This is a genomic window from Paenibacillus sp. FSL H8-0457 (assembly GCF_038051935.1).
Lineage (GTDB): Bacteria > Bacillota > Bacilli > Paenibacillales > Paenibacillaceae > Paenibacillus_AQ > Paenibacillus_AQ lautus_A.
Map to the genome: position 1 here is coordinate 1740210 of NZ_CP150293.1, position 15882 is coordinate 1756091.

Annotated in this window: 14 protein-coding genes, 2 tRNA genes and 1 other annotated feature; of the genes, 10 read left to right on the top strand and 6 right to left on the bottom strand. The window is 52.6% G+C overall.

Annotated elements, in window-relative coordinates:
- Window positions 1-11: 11 nt before the first annotated feature.
- Window positions 12-1856 (bottom strand): asparagine synthase (glutamine-hydrolyzing), encoded by a 1845-nt coding sequence (gene asnB, locus MHI43_RS07430; RefSeq protein WP_015733984.1) that lies wholly within the window; start codon window positions 1854-1856, stop codon window positions 12-14.
- 162 nt (window positions 1857-2018) lie between these two features.
- Between asnB and MHI43_RS07435 the strand changes: the two genes are divergently transcribed.
- The 3 genes from MHI43_RS07435 (at window position 2019) to MHI43_RS07445 (ending at window position 4530) form a co-directional block, all read left to right on the top strand.
- On the top strand, window positions 2019-2333 hold the full coding sequence (locus MHI43_RS07435) for a hypothetical protein (protein ID WP_015733985.1): 315 nt from the start codon (window positions 2019-2021) through the stop codon (window positions 2331-2333).
- A gap of 52 nt (window positions 2334-2385) precedes the next feature.
- Window positions 2386-2751 (top strand): hypothetical protein, encoded by a 366-nt coding sequence (locus tag MHI43_RS07440; RefSeq protein ID WP_036662602.1) that lies wholly within the window; start codon window positions 2386-2388, stop codon window positions 2749-2751.
- A gap of 297 nt (window positions 2752-3048) precedes the next feature.
- Complete coding sequence (locus MHI43_RS07445) at window positions 3049-4530, top strand: copper amine oxidase N-terminal domain-containing protein (protein ID WP_036662603.1); 1482 nt, start codon at window positions 3049-3051, stop codon at window positions 4528-4530.
- A gap of 50 nt (window positions 4531-4580) precedes the next feature.
- Here the strand turns inward: MHI43_RS07445 and MHI43_RS07450 are convergent, their stop codons facing one another.
- Window positions 4581-4877, bottom strand: coding sequence for a DUF4870 domain-containing protein (locus MHI43_RS07450; RefSeq protein ID WP_015733988.1), 297 nt, complete (start codon window positions 4875-4877; stop codon window positions 4581-4583).
- Window positions 4878-5036: 159 nt separating this feature from the next.
- On the opposite strand from MHI43_RS07450, the gene MHI43_RS07455 reads away from it, so the two are divergent.
- The 4 genes from MHI43_RS07455 to MHI43_RS07470 all read left to right on the top strand — a co-directional run bounded on the left by MHI43_RS07455 (window position 5037) and on the right by MHI43_RS07470 (window position 6574).
- A tRNA-Arg gene (locus MHI43_RS07455) sits at window positions 5037-5110 on the top strand.
- 62 nt (window positions 5111-5172) lie between these two features.
- A complete protein-coding gene (locus MHI43_RS07460) occupies window positions 5173-5412 on the top strand; it encodes a hypothetical protein (protein ID WP_041621945.1) in 240 nt (79 codons plus the stop codon).
- Between the two features lie 195 nt (window positions 5413-5607).
- On the top strand, window positions 5608-6072 hold the full coding sequence (locus MHI43_RS07465; protein ID WP_015733989.1) for a GNAT family N-acetyltransferase: 465 nt from the start codon (window positions 5608-5610) through the stop codon (window positions 6070-6072).
- Between the two features lie 61 nt (window positions 6073-6133).
- Window positions 6134-6574 carry a hypothetical protein gene (locus MHI43_RS07470; protein ID WP_015733990.1) on the top strand — a complete coding sequence of 147 codons (441 nt, stop codon included), beginning with the start codon at window positions 6134-6136 and terminating at the stop codon, window positions 6572-6574.
- 84 nt (window positions 6575-6658) lie between these two features.
- On the opposite strand, the gene argS is transcribed toward MHI43_RS07470, so the two are convergent.
- From argS to MHI43_RS07485, 3 genes are all read right to left on the bottom strand, one after another.
- A complete protein-coding gene (gene argS, locus MHI43_RS07475; protein ID WP_036662668.1) occupies window positions 6659-8521 on the bottom strand; it encodes an arginine--tRNA ligase in 1863 nt (620 codons plus the stop codon).
- A 60-nt stretch (window positions 8522-8581) separates the two neighbouring features.
- Window positions 8582-8806, bottom strand: a binding site (T-box leader).
- 58 nt (window positions 8807-8864) lie between these two features.
- Window positions 8865-9629, bottom strand: coding sequence for a class I SAM-dependent methyltransferase (locus MHI43_RS07480; RefSeq protein WP_036662670.1), 765 nt, complete (start codon window positions 9627-9629; stop codon window positions 8865-8867).
- A gap of 144 nt (window positions 9630-9773) precedes the next feature.
- Complete coding sequence (locus MHI43_RS07485; RefSeq protein ID WP_015733993.1) at window positions 9774-10202, bottom strand: EamA family transporter; 429 nt, start codon at window positions 10200-10202, stop codon at window positions 9774-9776.
- A gap of 132 nt (window positions 10203-10334) precedes the next feature.
- Between MHI43_RS07485 and MHI43_RS07490 the strand changes: the two genes are divergently transcribed.
- Window positions 10335-10778: a GNAT family N-acetyltransferase gene (locus MHI43_RS07490; RefSeq protein ID WP_036662674.1), complete on the top strand. Its 444-nt coding sequence runs from the start codon at window positions 10335-10337 to the stop codon at window positions 10776-10778.
- A gap of 151 nt (window positions 10779-10929) precedes the next feature.
- Complete coding sequence (locus MHI43_RS07495; protein WP_036662675.1) at window positions 10930-13731, top strand: DEAD/DEAH box helicase family protein; 2802 nt, start codon at window positions 10930-10932, stop codon at window positions 13729-13731.
- 869 nt (window positions 13732-14600) lie between these two features.
- Here MHI43_RS07495 and MHI43_RS07500 read toward each other — a convergent pair.
- A tRNA-Arg gene (locus MHI43_RS07500) sits at window positions 14601-14674 on the bottom strand.
- Between the two features lie 360 nt (window positions 14675-15034).
- On the opposite strand from MHI43_RS07500, the gene MHI43_RS07505 reads away from it, so the two are divergent.
- Complete coding sequence (locus MHI43_RS07505) at window positions 15035-15877, top strand: hypothetical protein (RefSeq protein ID WP_015733996.1); 843 nt, start codon at window positions 15035-15037, stop codon at window positions 15875-15877.
- Window positions 15878-15882 lie beyond the last annotated feature (5 nt).

Here is a 15882-nt window from a genome sequence, read left to right on the forward strand (position 1 = left end):
TCTATAAGGACTTAACGGATGGATACGTTATATTCTTTGAGCCAGAAATGAACCTGGGCCAGGTAGGCAAACAGCTGCGGACCTGACATCAATTGGCCGAACCAAGGCAGATTGGAGGAAGCATCCGGCGAAGATGCCAGCTCCCGGATCCGGGCGGTATCGATGAGCGGCAGGAGCGGCGAAGAAGAATCATCCAGAATGGACAGCACCTGTGCTTTGACGGCCGCCAGATAGTTCGGATTATGGGTTTTTGGATACGGGCTTTTTTTGCGGTACAGGACGTCATCCGGCAGCACGCCTTCAAGGGCCTTGCGTAGAATGCCCTTCTCCCGGTCTCCTGTCGTTTTGATGCTCCAAGGGATGTTCCACACGTAATCGATGAGGCGGTGATCGGTATAGGGGACGCGGACTTCCAGTCCAACGCCCATGCTCATCCGGTCCTTGCGGTCAAGCAGGGTTGGCATGAAGCGGGTGATATTGAGGTAAGACATGATCCGCATTTTGGCCTGCTGCCCGGTCTCCCCGTCCAGCTTAGGCACTTCGGCTACCGCATCGGAGTAGCGGTCCCCGAGGTATTCCAGCGGCTTGATCCAGTCCCGGATTTCGGCAGACAGCAGCCCGGCTCTCATATCCGGCGCGACGGACCACGGAAAGGTACCGGAATTGAGCATTTCTTCCCGGTGGAACCAAGGGTAACCGCCGAATATTTCATCAGCGGCTTCACCGGATATGGCGACGGTTGCGCCTTTTTTAATCTCGCGGCAGAAGAGAAGCAAGGAAGCATCCACGTCGGCCATGCCCGGAAGATCCCGTTTTTGCGTGGAGACATCCAGCGCTTCTACCAGTTCGGGCGTGTCGAATTCGATCCAATGGTGGTTCGTGCCCAGCTCCTCGTGCATCCGTTTAATCCATGGCGCATCCGCTCCCGGCTGGAAGGAATGGGACTTAAAGTGTTTGTTGTTGTCCACATAATCCACGGAGTAGGTGTGCACTTGTCCTTGGCCCGTCCGCTTGTAGTAATCGACGGCCAGCGAGGAAAGCGCGCTGGAATCGAGTCCGCCGGATAACAGGGAGCAGACCGGTACGTCGGAGACCAGCTGACGCTCCACGGTGTCGCGGAGAAGATCGCGAAGGAAGCTTGCCGTTTGGTCGGCATCATCCTCGTGGGGCTTGCTTTCCAGCTTCCAATAAGTATACTTGCGCAAGCCTTCCCGGTTAAAGATCATGGCCATGCCGGGACGGAGCTCCGATATGTCCTTGTATACGCCATGTCCCGGGGTACGCGCCGGGCCGATAATAAATACTTCCGCAAGCCCCTCGGCCCCTACGACGGACTCCACTTTCGGATGCTGGAGCAAAGCTTTCGGTTCCGAGCCGAATACAAGCGTTCCGTCAATATAGCTGTAGAACAGGGGTTTCACTCCCACCCGGTCCCGAGCCAAAAATACCTGTTCCCGGACGCTGTCCCAAATAGCGAATGCAAATATTCCATTGAGGCGCTCCAAACACTCGGGGCCCCATTCGATATAGGAGACTAACAAAACTTCCGTGTCGCATTTCGTATTGAAACGATGACCGCGTCGTACCAATTCGTCTTTAAGCTCCGCAGCATTATATAATTCCCCGTTATATACAATGGCATAGACTTCCTCTTCCTGATGAATGATCATCGGCTGAGCGCCATTCTCGGGGTCGATCACGCTGAGTCTTCGGTGACCGAATGCGCACGGGTTGGAAATCCAGGTGCCGGATCCGTCAGGTCCGCGGTGAGCCAAACTTTCTGTCATTTTTACCAGCAGCTGCGAGTCCTGCGTCAAATCGCCGCTCCATTGTATAAAACCGGTTATTCCGCACATGACGGTTCATCCTCTCTTTGTCTTTGTCATACGCTGTCCACTCTTTTTAATCCTACGTCGCCAAAGTGATACAGATATATGCCGAAGGAAGGCATAAAATGTCTGTCCTTTTACGAAAACTAAGAAAGAGGACGAATATCAAAGCGAAGGAGAGATGCGTCCATGGAGAAGTCAACCTATTATGTTTCCGTGCAGAGCCGGTCCGTGCTGAACGAGCAGGGAGCGAGCGCTTATGAATGGGAGATCGAAGCAACGCCGGAAGAGGCCGATCAAGTTCGGATTGAACTGGACATGATGCAGGAGAAAGACGAAGAAATGACAGGGTACTTGTTTCCTTGGCCGGATACACCGCAACAAAACGCCAATGCCCTGTTTCAATCCTCTCTGGACAAGGTGTACCGGACCATCTACCAATTAGGAACACCGGCCACTCGCCAGCAAATGGAAGAGCTCCGATTGCTTTCCGATTTGACATGAAAACAATAAGGATCGTGCAGTCCCTGCACATCTTGATGAAGGAGAATGTATGATGTATGCAATCAGAGATGCAAAAATTCGCCGGATTACGGAAGTAAACGGCGCCCCTTGCGCTGAGGTTGAGGTCTATCCAGCCGCGGAAGGAGAAAGCGCATTGCTGGCTTATCTGACACCATCTTCCCCTCTGGGAGGCTATGAGCTGGTGAAAATTGTCCGCAGCAACGCCAGCATGGAGGTGGACTGGTTCGACAACAGCATGCATGATGCTTTTGTGGATGCCACGGACGAAGCATTCGAGAACAACGTTCAGTCCACGGCAGAGGAAGACCGCGATGCATTCAAGCAGCAGCTGCTTTCGACAGGCCAGCTATATGAGCAGCTGAACCAGCGGCTCAGCGAAGGCCCTCAATATTTCTAGAGCTTTTATGAACGAAGAGATCTGACCGAATACCATCGGCAGATCTCTTTTTGCATGTGCAGGTTCATCTATGAAAGATTGCATGGGGTTTTTACGCAGTTCTGCAAAAAAGGTCGAACAAAGATAGGTTTCTTGTCGATTTCGATTTCGCTGCGGTAGGGAGTATGGACCATCCGGTATCCTTGTTTACGAAATAGATACAAATAGGGCTTTTCCTCTATATGATTACTGGAGAATCCTCCCTATAATGTTGGATTAGTGTCATCTACTAACATAATGGACAAGGGGAGATTGGGATTGGGCAGATGGAATAAACATATCGTCAAGCTATGGGGAGCGGGATTCCTGGCGTTGTCGCTTACCTTGGGATCCGTGCAAATGCCGGCAAGCGCCGAAGCAACGCAGAACGTTACGGTTCTTGAATCGTCTCATGAGCTCGTGAACGGCAAGATGCGCGTGACGGCGGACATTCGCAACGGAGGAACCGGAGCGGAAGCGGGATTCTATGTTGTCGGTTACGATGCAAACGGCCAAGCGCTCGAGGCAGTCGGTGATTCCGAATATATGATGAGCGACGAAATCGGTACATATGAAGTGGACCTTGACAGCGGCAGCAGCGTCAAGCGGGTGGAAGTGCTCCCGGCAGGACCGGCCGGTGATCAGGCGCGGCTGCTGGCATCCGGATACTATACGAGCAACGGCGTGGTCAACGTTTCTGGCGTCGTGCAGAATTCTACGGTCGGGCACAATGTGGGTATGCTCGCCGTAGGGTATGATGCTTCCGGCAAAGCGGTCGAAGTGACATCGGCGGACAGCTACTTTGGCGGCAGCGATGTCGGCACCTTCGTCGTAGAGCTTAAAGCAGCGAAGCTGATCAAGAGCGTAAAGGTATCGGTCGTTGATCCGGTTGAAGATGCCGTGAAGCTGCTGCAGTCCGGCAGCCGCCTGGAGAACGGAAAGCTTATCGTTACCGGTTCGATTCAAAACCGGAATAAAGGCGGGCAGGCCGGCGTCATCGTTGTCGGCAGCAACGCCAGCGGCAAGGTTCTGGAGGTCAACACGACGTCCGGATATCTTTCATCCAACGAAATCGCGAATTTCCAGGCCGAGCTGGAAGGCGGCAAAGCCATCAGCGACCTGAAGGTGTTCCTGACAGGCAACAGCCAGACGCCTAAAATCATAGCCGAGGGCAGAACGACCATCAACAACAAGCTTGTCGTTACGATCGGCGTGGAGAACGGGGATGTGTCGCAACGGATTACCGTAAAATCGACGGCGTACGATGCGAAGGGACGCTCCCTGGGGACCGATACGGACTCCATGTTCATGACCGCCAATGAAACGACGACCTTGCGCATTGATTACGATACTCGGGTCAAAAGCGTGAAGCTGAAATATTATGACCAATCCGGCAGAGAAATCGGAGAAGCGCCGATCCGCATCAAAATCAACGGCCAGCTCCAATCCTATGCCCAGTCGCCGGTGATGGTCGGAGGAAGCGTTCTTGTGCCTATGCGTCCGATCTTCGAATCCCTCGATGCTTCGGTCAAATGGGACCAAAAAACGCAAAGCGTATCCTCATTCAAAGGCTCGACCCAAATCAAGCTGAAGATGGGCTCCAAGCAAGCGGTCGTTAACGGGAAGAACGTTGCGCTGGATTCGGCGCCACGGATGGTGAAGGGCACCACGATGGTACCGCTGCGTTTCGTGGCATCCGCGCTGGGCTGTGAAGTGAAATGGGACGGCAATGAGAAAATGGTATTGATTACGACTAAATAATGCGAAAAGGACCATGCGGTAAGCGCATGGTCCTTTTTTATAGGGTAAGTTCAATAAGCGTGCTCCCTCAGCACCTGAATGCCCATGATCACGTTATACACAAAAGCCCCGAAATAGATGATGCCGAACAGAATGAGGTATCCGATGACGGAACCGAAGGAGCCCGAGGTCACGGCCATGTAGATTAACGGGATCGCTGCTATAACGGGGAACAGATGGGAGAACAGGGCGCGGCGTGCGTGCTTGGCCACATAGGCGTCCGGAGACAGAATCCATACAAGGACAGGGAGGATGAACGGTGCAAAGAAGATGCTGAAATACGATAAAGAGGATAAAAGCTGTCTCATGGTATCACGCTCCTGAAGTCATTCTCATGTTTACATATTACCCAGTAAGCAGGCTCCTGATTCGGTTAGGTAATCAACCCGAAAAAAAGTACTTTGAAAAAAACAAAAGATGCGATATAATATACTTCGTTACTGTTTAAAACATTTTCATACATATATGTCCCAGTAGCTCAGCTGGATAGAGCAACGGCCTTCTAAGCCGTCGGTCAGGGGTTCGAATCCCTTCTGGGACGTAAAAAAAGACACCGTCATATGGCGGTGTTTTTTTACGTCCCGTGAGGATGAGAACCCCGATTTGGGGTTCGTCGGAGCCTACGCTTCGGTAGTGTCTACTTCGCAGTCGGCCGGAAGGCCGTATCCCGACTGGGACAAAACGTCCCGTGAGGATGAGAACCCCGATTTGGGGTTCGTCGGAGCCTACGCTTCGGTAGGGCCTACTTCGCAGTCGGCCGGAAGGCCGTATCCCGACTGGGACAAAACGTCCCGTGAGGATGAGAACCCCGATTGGGGTTCGCCTGCGCATATGCTTCGTTAGGATTACATCGCAGTCGGCCTGGAAGGCCGTATCCCGACTGGGACAAATCGTAATTGTCCCGTGAGGATGAGAACCCCGATTGGGGGTTCGCCTGCGCATACTCTTCGTTAGGATTACATCGCAGTCGGCCAGGAAGGCTCCCTTGCAAACGAAAGGTATTCGTGACACGATTAGAACAGTGGAGGGATACATGGGATGAATGATATCACTATGACTTTGGTAAGAGAGACTCACAAGGATCTTCAGGAGCTCATCGCGAAGCTGGACGATTACTTATCGACGTTATACCCGGCGGAAGGCATATTCGGGCTGGATCTGGCCGATCCCAAAGTAAACGAAACTCTATTCGTGGTGGCTTACCATGATGGCCAGCCTGTCGGCTGCGGAGCCATCCGGCCGCTGGATGCAGAATCGGTTGAAATTAAACGGTTTTTCGTGGATGTCCCTTACCGGAATAGGGGAATAGCTTCCCGGATCCTGCTCTTTTTGGAAGAACAAGCGAAGAAGCGGGGCTATCGTTTCTCGCGCCTGGAAACAGGCGAACCGCAGAAGGAATCCGTTCACTTTTACAAGAAGCTGGGGTATGCCCAGATTGAACCGTTTGGCGAATACATCGGGTGCGAATATAGTTTATGTTTTGAGAAGAGTCTGACATCCTAGCCATTTGGTCTTATAATAGAAGAAAAAATATTTTACAAACCCTATCGAGGAGGCATCGAGCATGCAGCTTACTAAAATATCACAGAATACCGCCATTCTATTGGAGCATGCCAGAAAATCGGGGCTGACTTCTTCCGATCTGCTGGAGGCTGTGCGCTCAGGAGACGCAGAGAGATTCCAAATCGCCAATAACGGTCATTTTCACTATGAGGAATTATTCTCTTACGCAAAAGAGCATGGGGAAGATTTGGAGAAAGCCGTTAGCGAGGGGTACCAAATTACGTTTAATACCCGCAACGGGTTGAAGATCTGGCTGGAGGAAGCCTTCCGCATCAGCTCGGAATCCGATTTTAGCGTGGGCGAGGGCATTATCGAAGGATTGAAGCTCCAGGAGGAGCAGTTGGCTCGCTTGAGGGAAGCGCTGGCTGTCAACTGGACCCTGCAGGAAGAGCCGGCGGCAGACGGCGTTCAGGTCAGATTGACCGTCAGAGGATTGCAATAAGATAAGATAGCCACCGTACTTGATCAACACAATAGTACGGTGGCTTTTTTATTAGGCATGATCCGCTCATTCATCAGAGTGAATTTACATCCGGCTCGGAGTAGGCAAACCCAGCACCTCCAGCGCTTCGCCAAGGGTGTTCTTGAATAAGGAAGTGAGCCATACGCGGAATTGGAGCATTTCCTCCGCTGCTTTCAGAATCGGGCATGCCGAGTAAAAATTGTTGAACAGGGAGCACAGCTCATAGGTGAAGTTGCAAATGGCACTAGGAGATAGATCCCGTCCGGCGGCATATAAGGTATCATGCCAGGTGCTGATATGCCGCAGCAGCGCATGTTCCGCTTTTTCCATGGCAGGGAACCGGGCAGGCACAGACGGCGTAACCTCGGCTTCTTGAGCTTTATTAAGCACGCTGAGTGCACGCGCGTAGGAATAGAGCAAATACACCCCCGTATTCCCCGATATTTCAGTGGCCTGCTTCAGATCGAACACCACCTCGGTTTGCAGTGCAAAGCGAAGCAGGTAGTAACGGATGGAGGCGGTTGCGATCGCATGGCTGGACAAACCGTTTTTATCGGATCGGGTATCCTCGATGACCTTGGCTACTTGATGAATAAGCTCGGTGATTTTGATCCCGATTCCCTGACGTCCGGACATCGCATAGGATGCCTTACCGTCGGAAGTATCGATGCCGAGATCCGCTGCAGCGGAAGGGCTTAACGAGACGACGCCGTAACTGACATGGCGCAGCTTCTCAGCCTCTTGTTGGAAGCCCAGGCCTTCCAAAGCCTGCTTCACCATCGCCTGCGGGTACTGCTGCCTGTAATCAATGACGTTGATGACCATGTCCGCTTTGCCGTAAGTACGCTCCTCGCCGTGCGAGCTCGTCGTCCAAACCTCGTCGGTGAATTTTTTATATACAAAATCATTGGAAAGCACGCCGTATTTCCACAAGTGGTAGGCGATGTCTTTGGCGGTGTAAGTCAGGATGCCGTTCGAGCGCACCAGTACTTTATCGATGCTGTGGTCCGACTCCGCCTCGTCTCCGGCTTCGGTTCCTGATTGCTTGAGCACCCAGCAGCCTGCAAGTTTCCCCTCGGTTTCCTGATGGAACAGCGGGGTATTCTTCAACAGCTCGAAAGCCGACGCCCAGAATCCCTCCCTAACAATGCTGCTCTCCCATACAAGCAGATCGTATTCAATGCCGAACTGCTTCATCTCCTCAAGATGCTCCTTAACGATTCGCTCGGCAACGAGCAGTCCAATCCAGGAAAGGTTCTGATTGCCCTCTTCCAATGCGTGCAGAACCTCAGTCCGATGCTGAACCAGCCCCGGCTCCCTTTCGTAGGCTTTATTGGTGCTTGAGTACACGTCCCAGCAGTAATCGCCGAACCGGGCATGCTCCTTCGTCAGGGGCGTGTGGAGCAAGCCGACCACCGTATCCGCCAGCTGATTGCCCAGGTCGTCAATATAATTATGCACCTCGACCTCGTAACCCAGCTTCCTCATTAATCTCACGAGCGTATCGCCGATACAGGAATTTCGAAGATGCCCGATATGGGCGGACTTATTCGGGTTGATGGACGTGTGCTCGATGACGATCTTTTCGTTAGCTGCCGGGGGGAGTTCAAAATGGTGGCTCGCCCAATGCTCCCAATCGATGCGCAGATTCATAAAGCCCGGGGCGACAATCTCAGTCGAGCGGACGAGCTGTTTGTAGGATGCGTCCTGCTCGAGCTCGGCTTGGATCAGCTCGGCGATTTGCAGGGGAGCCTTGCGGAGCACCTTCGCAAGCTGCATCGCAACGTTGGTTGCGTAATCCCCATGCTCCATGCTGGCAGGCTGCTCGATCCGAATCGGAGTGGACTCCGGCAGTTTGGTGCCGTAAGCTTCGCAGACCTGGTTCACGGCTTGTTGAAGGCTCGAAATAATCTTTTGACTTAACACGGTAAATCCCCCTTTGGAAATATAAAAACGACTCAGAAAATCAAAAAAGCCCTCATCTCCTAAAGAGACGAGGACTTGTGCTCGCGGTACCACTCTTGTTGTTAAACCCTCAAGGGTCTAACCACCTTCATACGATAACGGCGTAAGCCGGGGCTCCCTACAGCATGGTGCTTCGGAAGGCCATCTCCTGGGTCCGCTTCACGGCCGACTTTGTACCGGTTTCCACCCTCCCGGCTCGCTTGGACTAAAGTCAAGTGCAGTTACTCTCCCAATCAACGAAAATAATATTCTCAAGTTTTTTCATATTATAACCATTCTATTTAGAAAAGCAACCCCCAAATGGCTAAATCTTTTCTGCAAATACTCGCAGGCGCCGGTAATCCGCGTAGAAAGCATCCTCTTGCCATAGCGTCGATTGAGCAGCTAGGCTGATGCGAGCGATCGCTTCGTCCTTCGCTTCAGCCGAGAATCCGGCAAAAAAGCAATCGCCAAAATGCAGCAGCCAAAACTTTATGCCGTCCTTGCCATCGGACAATCGCGTGGGACGGTCGAAATGATGGGCGAGATGCACGCGGAACCCTTGGGCTTCAAGCAGGCTGGCATACTGCCCAAGACTAGGAAAATACCACGGATTCCGGGCGTCCGCATCGATCCCATAAAGATCGGCGAACACGGTTTTCAAGGCTTGGTAGATGCCGTCAATATTCCCTTTGCCTCCGAACTCGGCAACGAATCGGCCGCCGGGCTTAAGGGCTCCATGAACAGAGCGTACCACGCCTTCAGCATCCTTCATCCAGTGCAAGGCCGCGTTTGAGAAGACGGCATCGTATGGCGTTTCGGTTTCGAAGTTCTCGCCATCCCCAGTCAAAAACGGAAGTCCAGGATATTTGCTTTTGGCCCGTTCAATCATCTCGCTGGAATAATCCATGCCGGTTACATGTGCGCCCGATTTGGAAATTTCATGAGTCAAGTCGCCGGTTCCGCAGCCCAGATCGAGAATCCGTTCTCCGGGTTGAGGCGCCAGCAGCTCTACCGCTCCTTTTCCATAAGCAGATACAAACGATAGCTGTCGATCGTAATCGTAAGGTTTCCATACTTGCTCTGACATAACAACACCCCTCCACGCATGATTTATCCTCATTGTGACATGATCGGCTTATAATTAGAAATATATAAACTTGATAAGAGTTATAGGTTTGGATAATAAGATAAAGAACAAAAAGCCGCTGTGTCAGCGGTTTTATGTAGAGGACTATTTAACGGCAACAAGAAGCGCGCCAACGGCAATGAGTGCAACGCCGGCTGCGTTAATCCAGGAGATCTTCTCACCCAGAAACACAAAGGCCAGGATCACGGCAATGACCACGCTCAGTTTATCGATAGGACCTACCTGCGATACTTTGCCGTATTTTAACGCCAGAAAATAAAACAGCCAGGACAACGCGCCCGCGATGCCGCTGAGCACAATAAAGCTGAGTGCCTTTTTCTGAACCAGAATTTCTCCGAGCTCCGAGAATTTCCCCTGAACCGCTACGACACCCAGCAGAAACAGGGCCATAATGACGGAGCGAATGGCCGTTGCCGAATTGGCATCGATGTTCTGCAGGCCTATTTTTCCGAAAATGGCCACAAGTGCCGCCGTGACTGCCGACAGCAATGCGTATACAAGCCATAATGGCATGCGTACCTCTCCTTTTTGACAAGATAAAGTCTCTGATTAATGTACCGGATTCCTTTATAATAGTATAGAGCAATTTGAAGGATCTCATGAATGTTCAAAGGATTGAACGACTTGGAAAGGGTTGGATGAAAAATGACACATCTTATCGCGGCTTATACAGAAGCTTACCATGATCAGCTGGTGGAATTATGGCTTCGTGCCGTATCCCAAACGCACGATTTTCTGACGGAGGAAGATATCCGGTTCTATTATGGCATGATGCAAAGCGGGGCATTGAGGTCCGTGGAGATCTGGATATGCTTGAATACGGAACAGGAAGCGATTGGATTTATCGGACTGGACGGCTCCAAAATCGAGATGCTGTTTGTGGATCCCCTGCACCACGGCCAAGGGACGGGAACGAAATTGATCCGGCATGCCGAACGGCTGAAGGGGCCCGGACTTCAAGTGGACGTGAATGAACAGAACCCCAAGGCCCACGCTTTTTATAAAAAATACGGATTCGTGCAGATCGGCCGCTCGGAGCTCGACGGTTCCGGAAAGCCGTTTCCGCTTATTCATATGCAGCTGCGGTAATATCATGGATCGGCTCAGCTGAGTCCACGATAATCGCAAGTATAATATTTTCGAAAAGCAGCCTATCTTTGGGTGAAAGAACAAACACCGATAGACAGTATATTTTAACCAATCCAATGAAAAAGGGAGTGCAGCTAAACTGGAGGAGTCAATGAAGTTTTTTCCGAGCAACCTGTCGTTTCGCTATCCTTGGCGCTCCTATCAGAAGCGCGTGCTCCACGGGCTTGACCATCATCTGAAGAATCACCAATTGCATCTGGTGGCGCCGCCCGGTTCAGGGAAGACTGTGCTGGGACTGGAGGTCATGCTTCGGATTAATCGGCCGACGATTATATTGGCTCCCACCATCACCATTAAACAGCAATGGGCAAGCCGCCTGGTGGAGCTGTTTCTTGACGAAGATGTCCAGCCCGAGTGGGTCTCGACCTCGCTCAAGCGACCGGCATTGGTTACGATTACAACTTATCAAGCTCTTCACAGCCTGCTTAGTGCAGCAGGGCAGTCAACCTCTGCGAAGAAGAAGGTCATCGCGGGGAGGGTGCAAGCGGACCAAACCGGTGATGAGAATCAGGAGTTTTCGGATACGGGCATGGAAGACGCTGAGGCTGAACCGGCCGGGAGGGATGGTGACCGCGAGGACGATATCACGGACGGCACCGTGGCTCAAGAAGCTCTGGAACTGTTGAAGCAGCAGGGATATCATACGCTCATTTTTGACGAGGCTCATCATCTTCGAATGTCTTGGTGGCAAAGCGCCATGCAGCTGTGCGAGATGCTGGACGAGCCGACCAAGATTGCGCTTACGGCCACTCCGCCATACGATGTCAATCCGAGGGAGTGGCAGCGGTATATCGAGCTTTGCGGCCCTATCGACGAGGAGATCAGCGTGCCCGAGCTGGTTCGCCATGGGGAGTTGTGTCCCCATCAGGATTATATCAGCCTGACAAGGCCAACTCATGAAGAGGCCGCTAAACTGCGGGAATTTCGAATGCAGGCAGGACAGGTCAAAGACGAGTTGGTCCGTAATGAGTTTTTGGCGGAGTTGATCGTCCATCACCCCTGGATAACACGGTCAGAGGCGTACATGGAGGAGATTTTATCTTCCCCGGGGTATTACTCCAGCATGGTGCTCTATCTGCGAGCCGCCAATCGCCCGATCTGGAAGGAGGCTGTGAAGCTGCTCGGCATGGAAGAGAAGGAAGCCCCCGACTTTTCGGAGGAATGGCTGGAGGAGCTCCTTGGCGGCATGCTGTATAAAGACGCCCATATTGATCGCGAGCTGCCGGAGTTAAAGGCGTTGCAGAAGAGGCTCAGCCGGTTGGGGATGATTGAACGGCGGAAGGTGTATATGAGATCGACGCCTGCGATTGATAGAATGCTAGTCCAGAGCGTCTCGAAATTGCACAGCATCGGCCGCATTCTTGAATTCGAGCGCTCCATGCTGGGGGAGAGCATGCGGATGGTGATCTTGACCGATTATATCCGCAAGGAGGACCTGCCGAAGGATGCAGACGACGAGAAGCCGCTGCATCGGCTCGGCGTTGTTCCGATTTTTGAGCTGATCCGCAGGCAGCTAGCGGAGAAAAGCGGCTCACGGGGCGATCGCGAGTTGCCCATCGGTATTTTGACAGGCTCCTTTGTGGTGCTCCCGGTGACGGCTATGCCTTTGGCCAGGGCTTGCGCCGATCGACGGGGCCTCCGCTTGTCGGAACGTCCCCTTGCCCATGACAGCCGTTATGTAACGATGGATGTTCGCGATGCAAATCGCTCGGCTATCGTGGCCATTATAACGGAGGTGTTTTCAGAGGGGGGCATTCAGGTGCTGATCGGTACGGCGGCTCTCCTGGGCGAGGGATGGGATGCTCCCGGGATCAATTCCTTGATCATGGCATCGTATGTAGGCTCGTTCATGCTGTCCAACCAGATGCGGGGACGGGCGATTCGAGCCCAACGCGGGAACCCGGATAAGACCGGAGCGATCTGGCATCTGGCATGCGTCGATACCGCCCAAATCGATGGGGGCGAGGATTTGAGCTCGCTTGCGCGCAGATTTCGATCTCTCGTCGGTCTATCGATCTCGCATCAAACCATAGAGTCGGGCATGGAGCGCATGGGACTTGATCTTCGGAAAAGCCAAACCGCAGAAAGCATCAGCGCCTATACCCGCGACACATGGGAGCGGGCGAGGCAGCGGCATCTTTTGAAGGAGCGATGGAATTCAGCGATTGCCCTTCACAGCTCCATGACGGAGGAACTGACGGTGGATCGGGAGCGTATTCCTAAGCCTTTGATTTTCTCGCATACGGTGAAGGCCGTGCTTGCTTTTGCCGTTGGTTTGGGGCTGGGCGCCTTCATCGAGACGTTAACTTCGCCACATTTACTTCAATCGGACGCGCCGGCTTGGTTCAGCCTGCTATTCTCAGTCGCCATTGCCTTGATCGTATCCAGTCCTTGGATATTTAAAGCCGTCAAAATGGTAATGCGTCATCAATCGCTGGAGCGGAGCATTCGAGAAGTGGCTCTGGTCGTGTATACGGCGCTATACGATATGGAGCTGGTTGAAACCGAGCCAAGCCTTTACCGGTTGAGGGCGGAGGAGGAAGGGGGAGCCGTCGTGTGTTGGCTAAAAGACGGAACCACCCAGGAAAAGACGCTTTTCCTGAATTCGCTTCAGCAGGTGCTGGACCCGATCGAGAATCCGCGTTATCTTTTGTACCGCGAATCGCGCGGCTGGTTTGCGACCAGGCGGGATTACCATGCCGTGCCGGAGGAAATCGGACGTCGAAAAGAGCATGCGGAACGCTTTGCCCGGCTGTGGCGCAAGCATATCGGTTCGGCCGAGCTGGTCTACACCCGTACGCCGGAAGGCAGAAAAATGCTCCTGACCGCGCGAACGAGGGCTTTGTCCTCCATGTTCGTGAAGAAATCGGAGCGGGTTAGTGCTTGGAGGTAGAGGATCCGGAGTGTTCGCGGAATATGGAGGGAGTCATGGGATGGGGTGTGATGCACCGCGCCGCTGCCTTAACGGACCCAGGGGCCGTTAATTGAGGGAAAAACCCTCATACAGGTATGGTAGCGGACCAGAAGTCCGTTATTTATGAAAAATGAGGGTAATTTGACTGTGAATTAGCTAAATAACGGCTGTGGTGTCCGCTAATTTCTAAATCAGGCCGTTTTTGATGAAATAACGAACCTACGGTCCGCAAAAGTCGTGTAAGGGTGTATGTCGTATTGGAATCGGCCATGATGTTCATATGTAGAATGTCGATAGTGCATCAGAAGGGATGCGGCCTTCCAGGCCGATTGGGAATTGGTTCTACCCAAGCATATGCTCCGACGAACCCCTTCTAGGGGTTCTCATCCTCACGGGACATAAAAAAACACCGTCATGTGACGGTGTCTTCTTTTACGTCCCAGAAGGGATGCGGCCCTTCGGGCCGACTGCGAAGCAATCCTACCGAAGCGTATGCTTCGACGAACCCCTTCATGGGGTTCTCATCCTCGCGGGACATAAAAAAACACCGTCATGTGACGGTGTCTTTTTTTACGTCCCAGAAGGGATACGGCCCTTCGAGCCGACTGCGAAGCAATCCTACGGAAGCGTATGCTTCGACGAACCCCTTCATGGGGTTCTCATCCTCACGGGACATAAAAAAACACCGTCATGTGACGGTGTCTTCTTTTACGTCCCAGAAGGGATACGGCCTTCCAGGCCGACTGCGAAGTATTCCTCCCGAAGGTTATGCTCCGACGAACCCAATCATGGATTCATCACCCTTCTGGAATACAAAAAGAAGCTACCGATGGTAGCTTCCTCTTTTACGTCCCAGAAGGGATTCGAACCCCTGACCGACGGCTTAGAAGGCCGTTGCTCTATCCAGCTGAGCTACTGGGACATAGAATTTTTTCAAGCAAAAAATATATTACCACATGCACTGGAGAATTTCAATCATTATTTTATGATATAAAGTTTTTCGGATTTGCAAGATTATTCGAGTATCATATCGGGTTATATTGATAAAATATACGCCCGAAAACTGGGGATCGCCGTCTTTATGTTGCCAGGGGCATGATGCACGCAAGCTGTTACGCCCTTTTTTAAACTTGGCAGTACATATGCTATAATCAACGAATACGAAAAACAGGACCAGAAAGGAGGTGTCCTTATCAAGGACTCTTACTCCCAAGAACAAGAGGATAAGAACATCATCCTGTTTCCGAAGACGCTGGATTATTACCAGATTCAGCTTACGGTTATGCTCGAGAACGAACGTTACGGTGAAGCGATGGAAGTGCTGCGTTTTCTGCTGAAGTGCGGGGGACAGAACGAACGGCACTATGAAGAGTGGAACTCGCTCCTCGAATGGCTTGAAGCCGCATTTCCGGAACAGGCCATGCCCCGTTCGGTCGATTTCGATGCTGAGCCTGACGAGGATGATCCGGACGAGTCCGAGATGGCGAGGCAGATGGTCAGGGACAAGGTTGCCCAGGATGCCGGATACGCCGACAAGCTGCTGGCTTCGGTCATGACCGGGCCGCTGACGGAGCAGACCATTTTGGCGCTGGAACAGCTCGCTTATCTGGACCGTCCGGAGATCGACGCGATTCTGGTCGAATGGCTGCATGATACGCCGCTTCATCCCCTGCTGCAATTCCGGGTGCTGCAAACGCTCCGGAGAAGAGGGATGGAAGGGCACGTAAGCCTTCATCGCGGGCAGGAAGCCGTCGAGATCGAGATCGATACGGTTCCCTTGGATCCGGGAGGCTTCCCGGACGCGATTACGAGGATTTTGGAGCGCGTTGCGGATCAGACCGAGGTTCATGAGCCGACGCTGTTTTATTTTGCCCAGGAATTATGGTCCCAGTTCATCATGGCGATTTACGGCACGGAGGACTACCATTCCATGCTGGACGAAGAAGAAGCCACGCTCGATATATGGGCCGCTGCGCTGCATGATATCGTGTCGGAGAGCCTGAAAGGGTTTCGCAATGAGGAGGAAATCCGCCCGCTTTACGGCATCACGGACACCATGCGGTTCCGCTATGAGGGAGCCTATCGATCTCTCAAGCAATTCGTCGCCGCAGGCGTGGAAGATTAGCCAGA

Coding starts and splice junctions, on each gene's coding strand:
- asnB (WP_015733984.1), bottom strand. CDS start 1,856: ATGTGCGGAATAACCGGTTTTATACAATGGAGCGGCGATTTGACGCAG.
- MHI43_RS07435 (WP_015733985.1), top strand. CDS start 2,019: ATGGAGAAGTCAACCTATTATGTTTCCGTGCAGAGCCGGTCCGTGCTG.
- MHI43_RS07440 (WP_036662602.1), top strand. CDS start 2,386: ATGTATGCAATCAGAGATGCAAAAATTCGCCGGATTACGGAAGTAAAC.
- MHI43_RS07450 (WP_015733988.1), bottom strand. CDS start 4,877: ATGAGACAGCTTTTATCCTCTTTATCGTATTTCAGCATCTTCTTTGCA.
- MHI43_RS07465 (WP_015733989.1), top strand. CDS start 5,608: ATGAATGATATCACTATGACTTTGGTAAGAGAGACTCACAAGGATCTT.
- MHI43_RS07470 (WP_015733990.1), top strand. CDS start 6,134: ATGCAGCTTACTAAAATATCACAGAATACCGCCATTCTATTGGAGCAT.
- MHI43_RS07480 (WP_036662670.1), bottom strand. CDS start 9,629: ATGTCAGAGCAAGTATGGAAACCTTACGATTACGATCGACAGCTATCG.
- MHI43_RS07485 (WP_015733993.1), bottom strand. CDS start 10,202: ATGCCATTATGGCTTGTATACGCATTGCTGTCGGCAGTCACGGCGGCA.
- MHI43_RS07490 (WP_036662674.1), top strand. CDS start 10,335: ATGACACATCTTATCGCGGCTTATACAGAAGCTTACCATGATCAGCTG.
- MHI43_RS07495 (WP_036662675.1), top strand. CDS start 10,930: ATGAAGTTTTTTCCGAGCAACCTGTCGTTTCGCTATCCTTGGCGCTCC.
- MHI43_RS07505 (WP_015733996.1), top strand. CDS start 15,035: ATGCTCGAGAACGAACGTTACGGTGAAGCGATGGAAGTGCTGCGTTTT.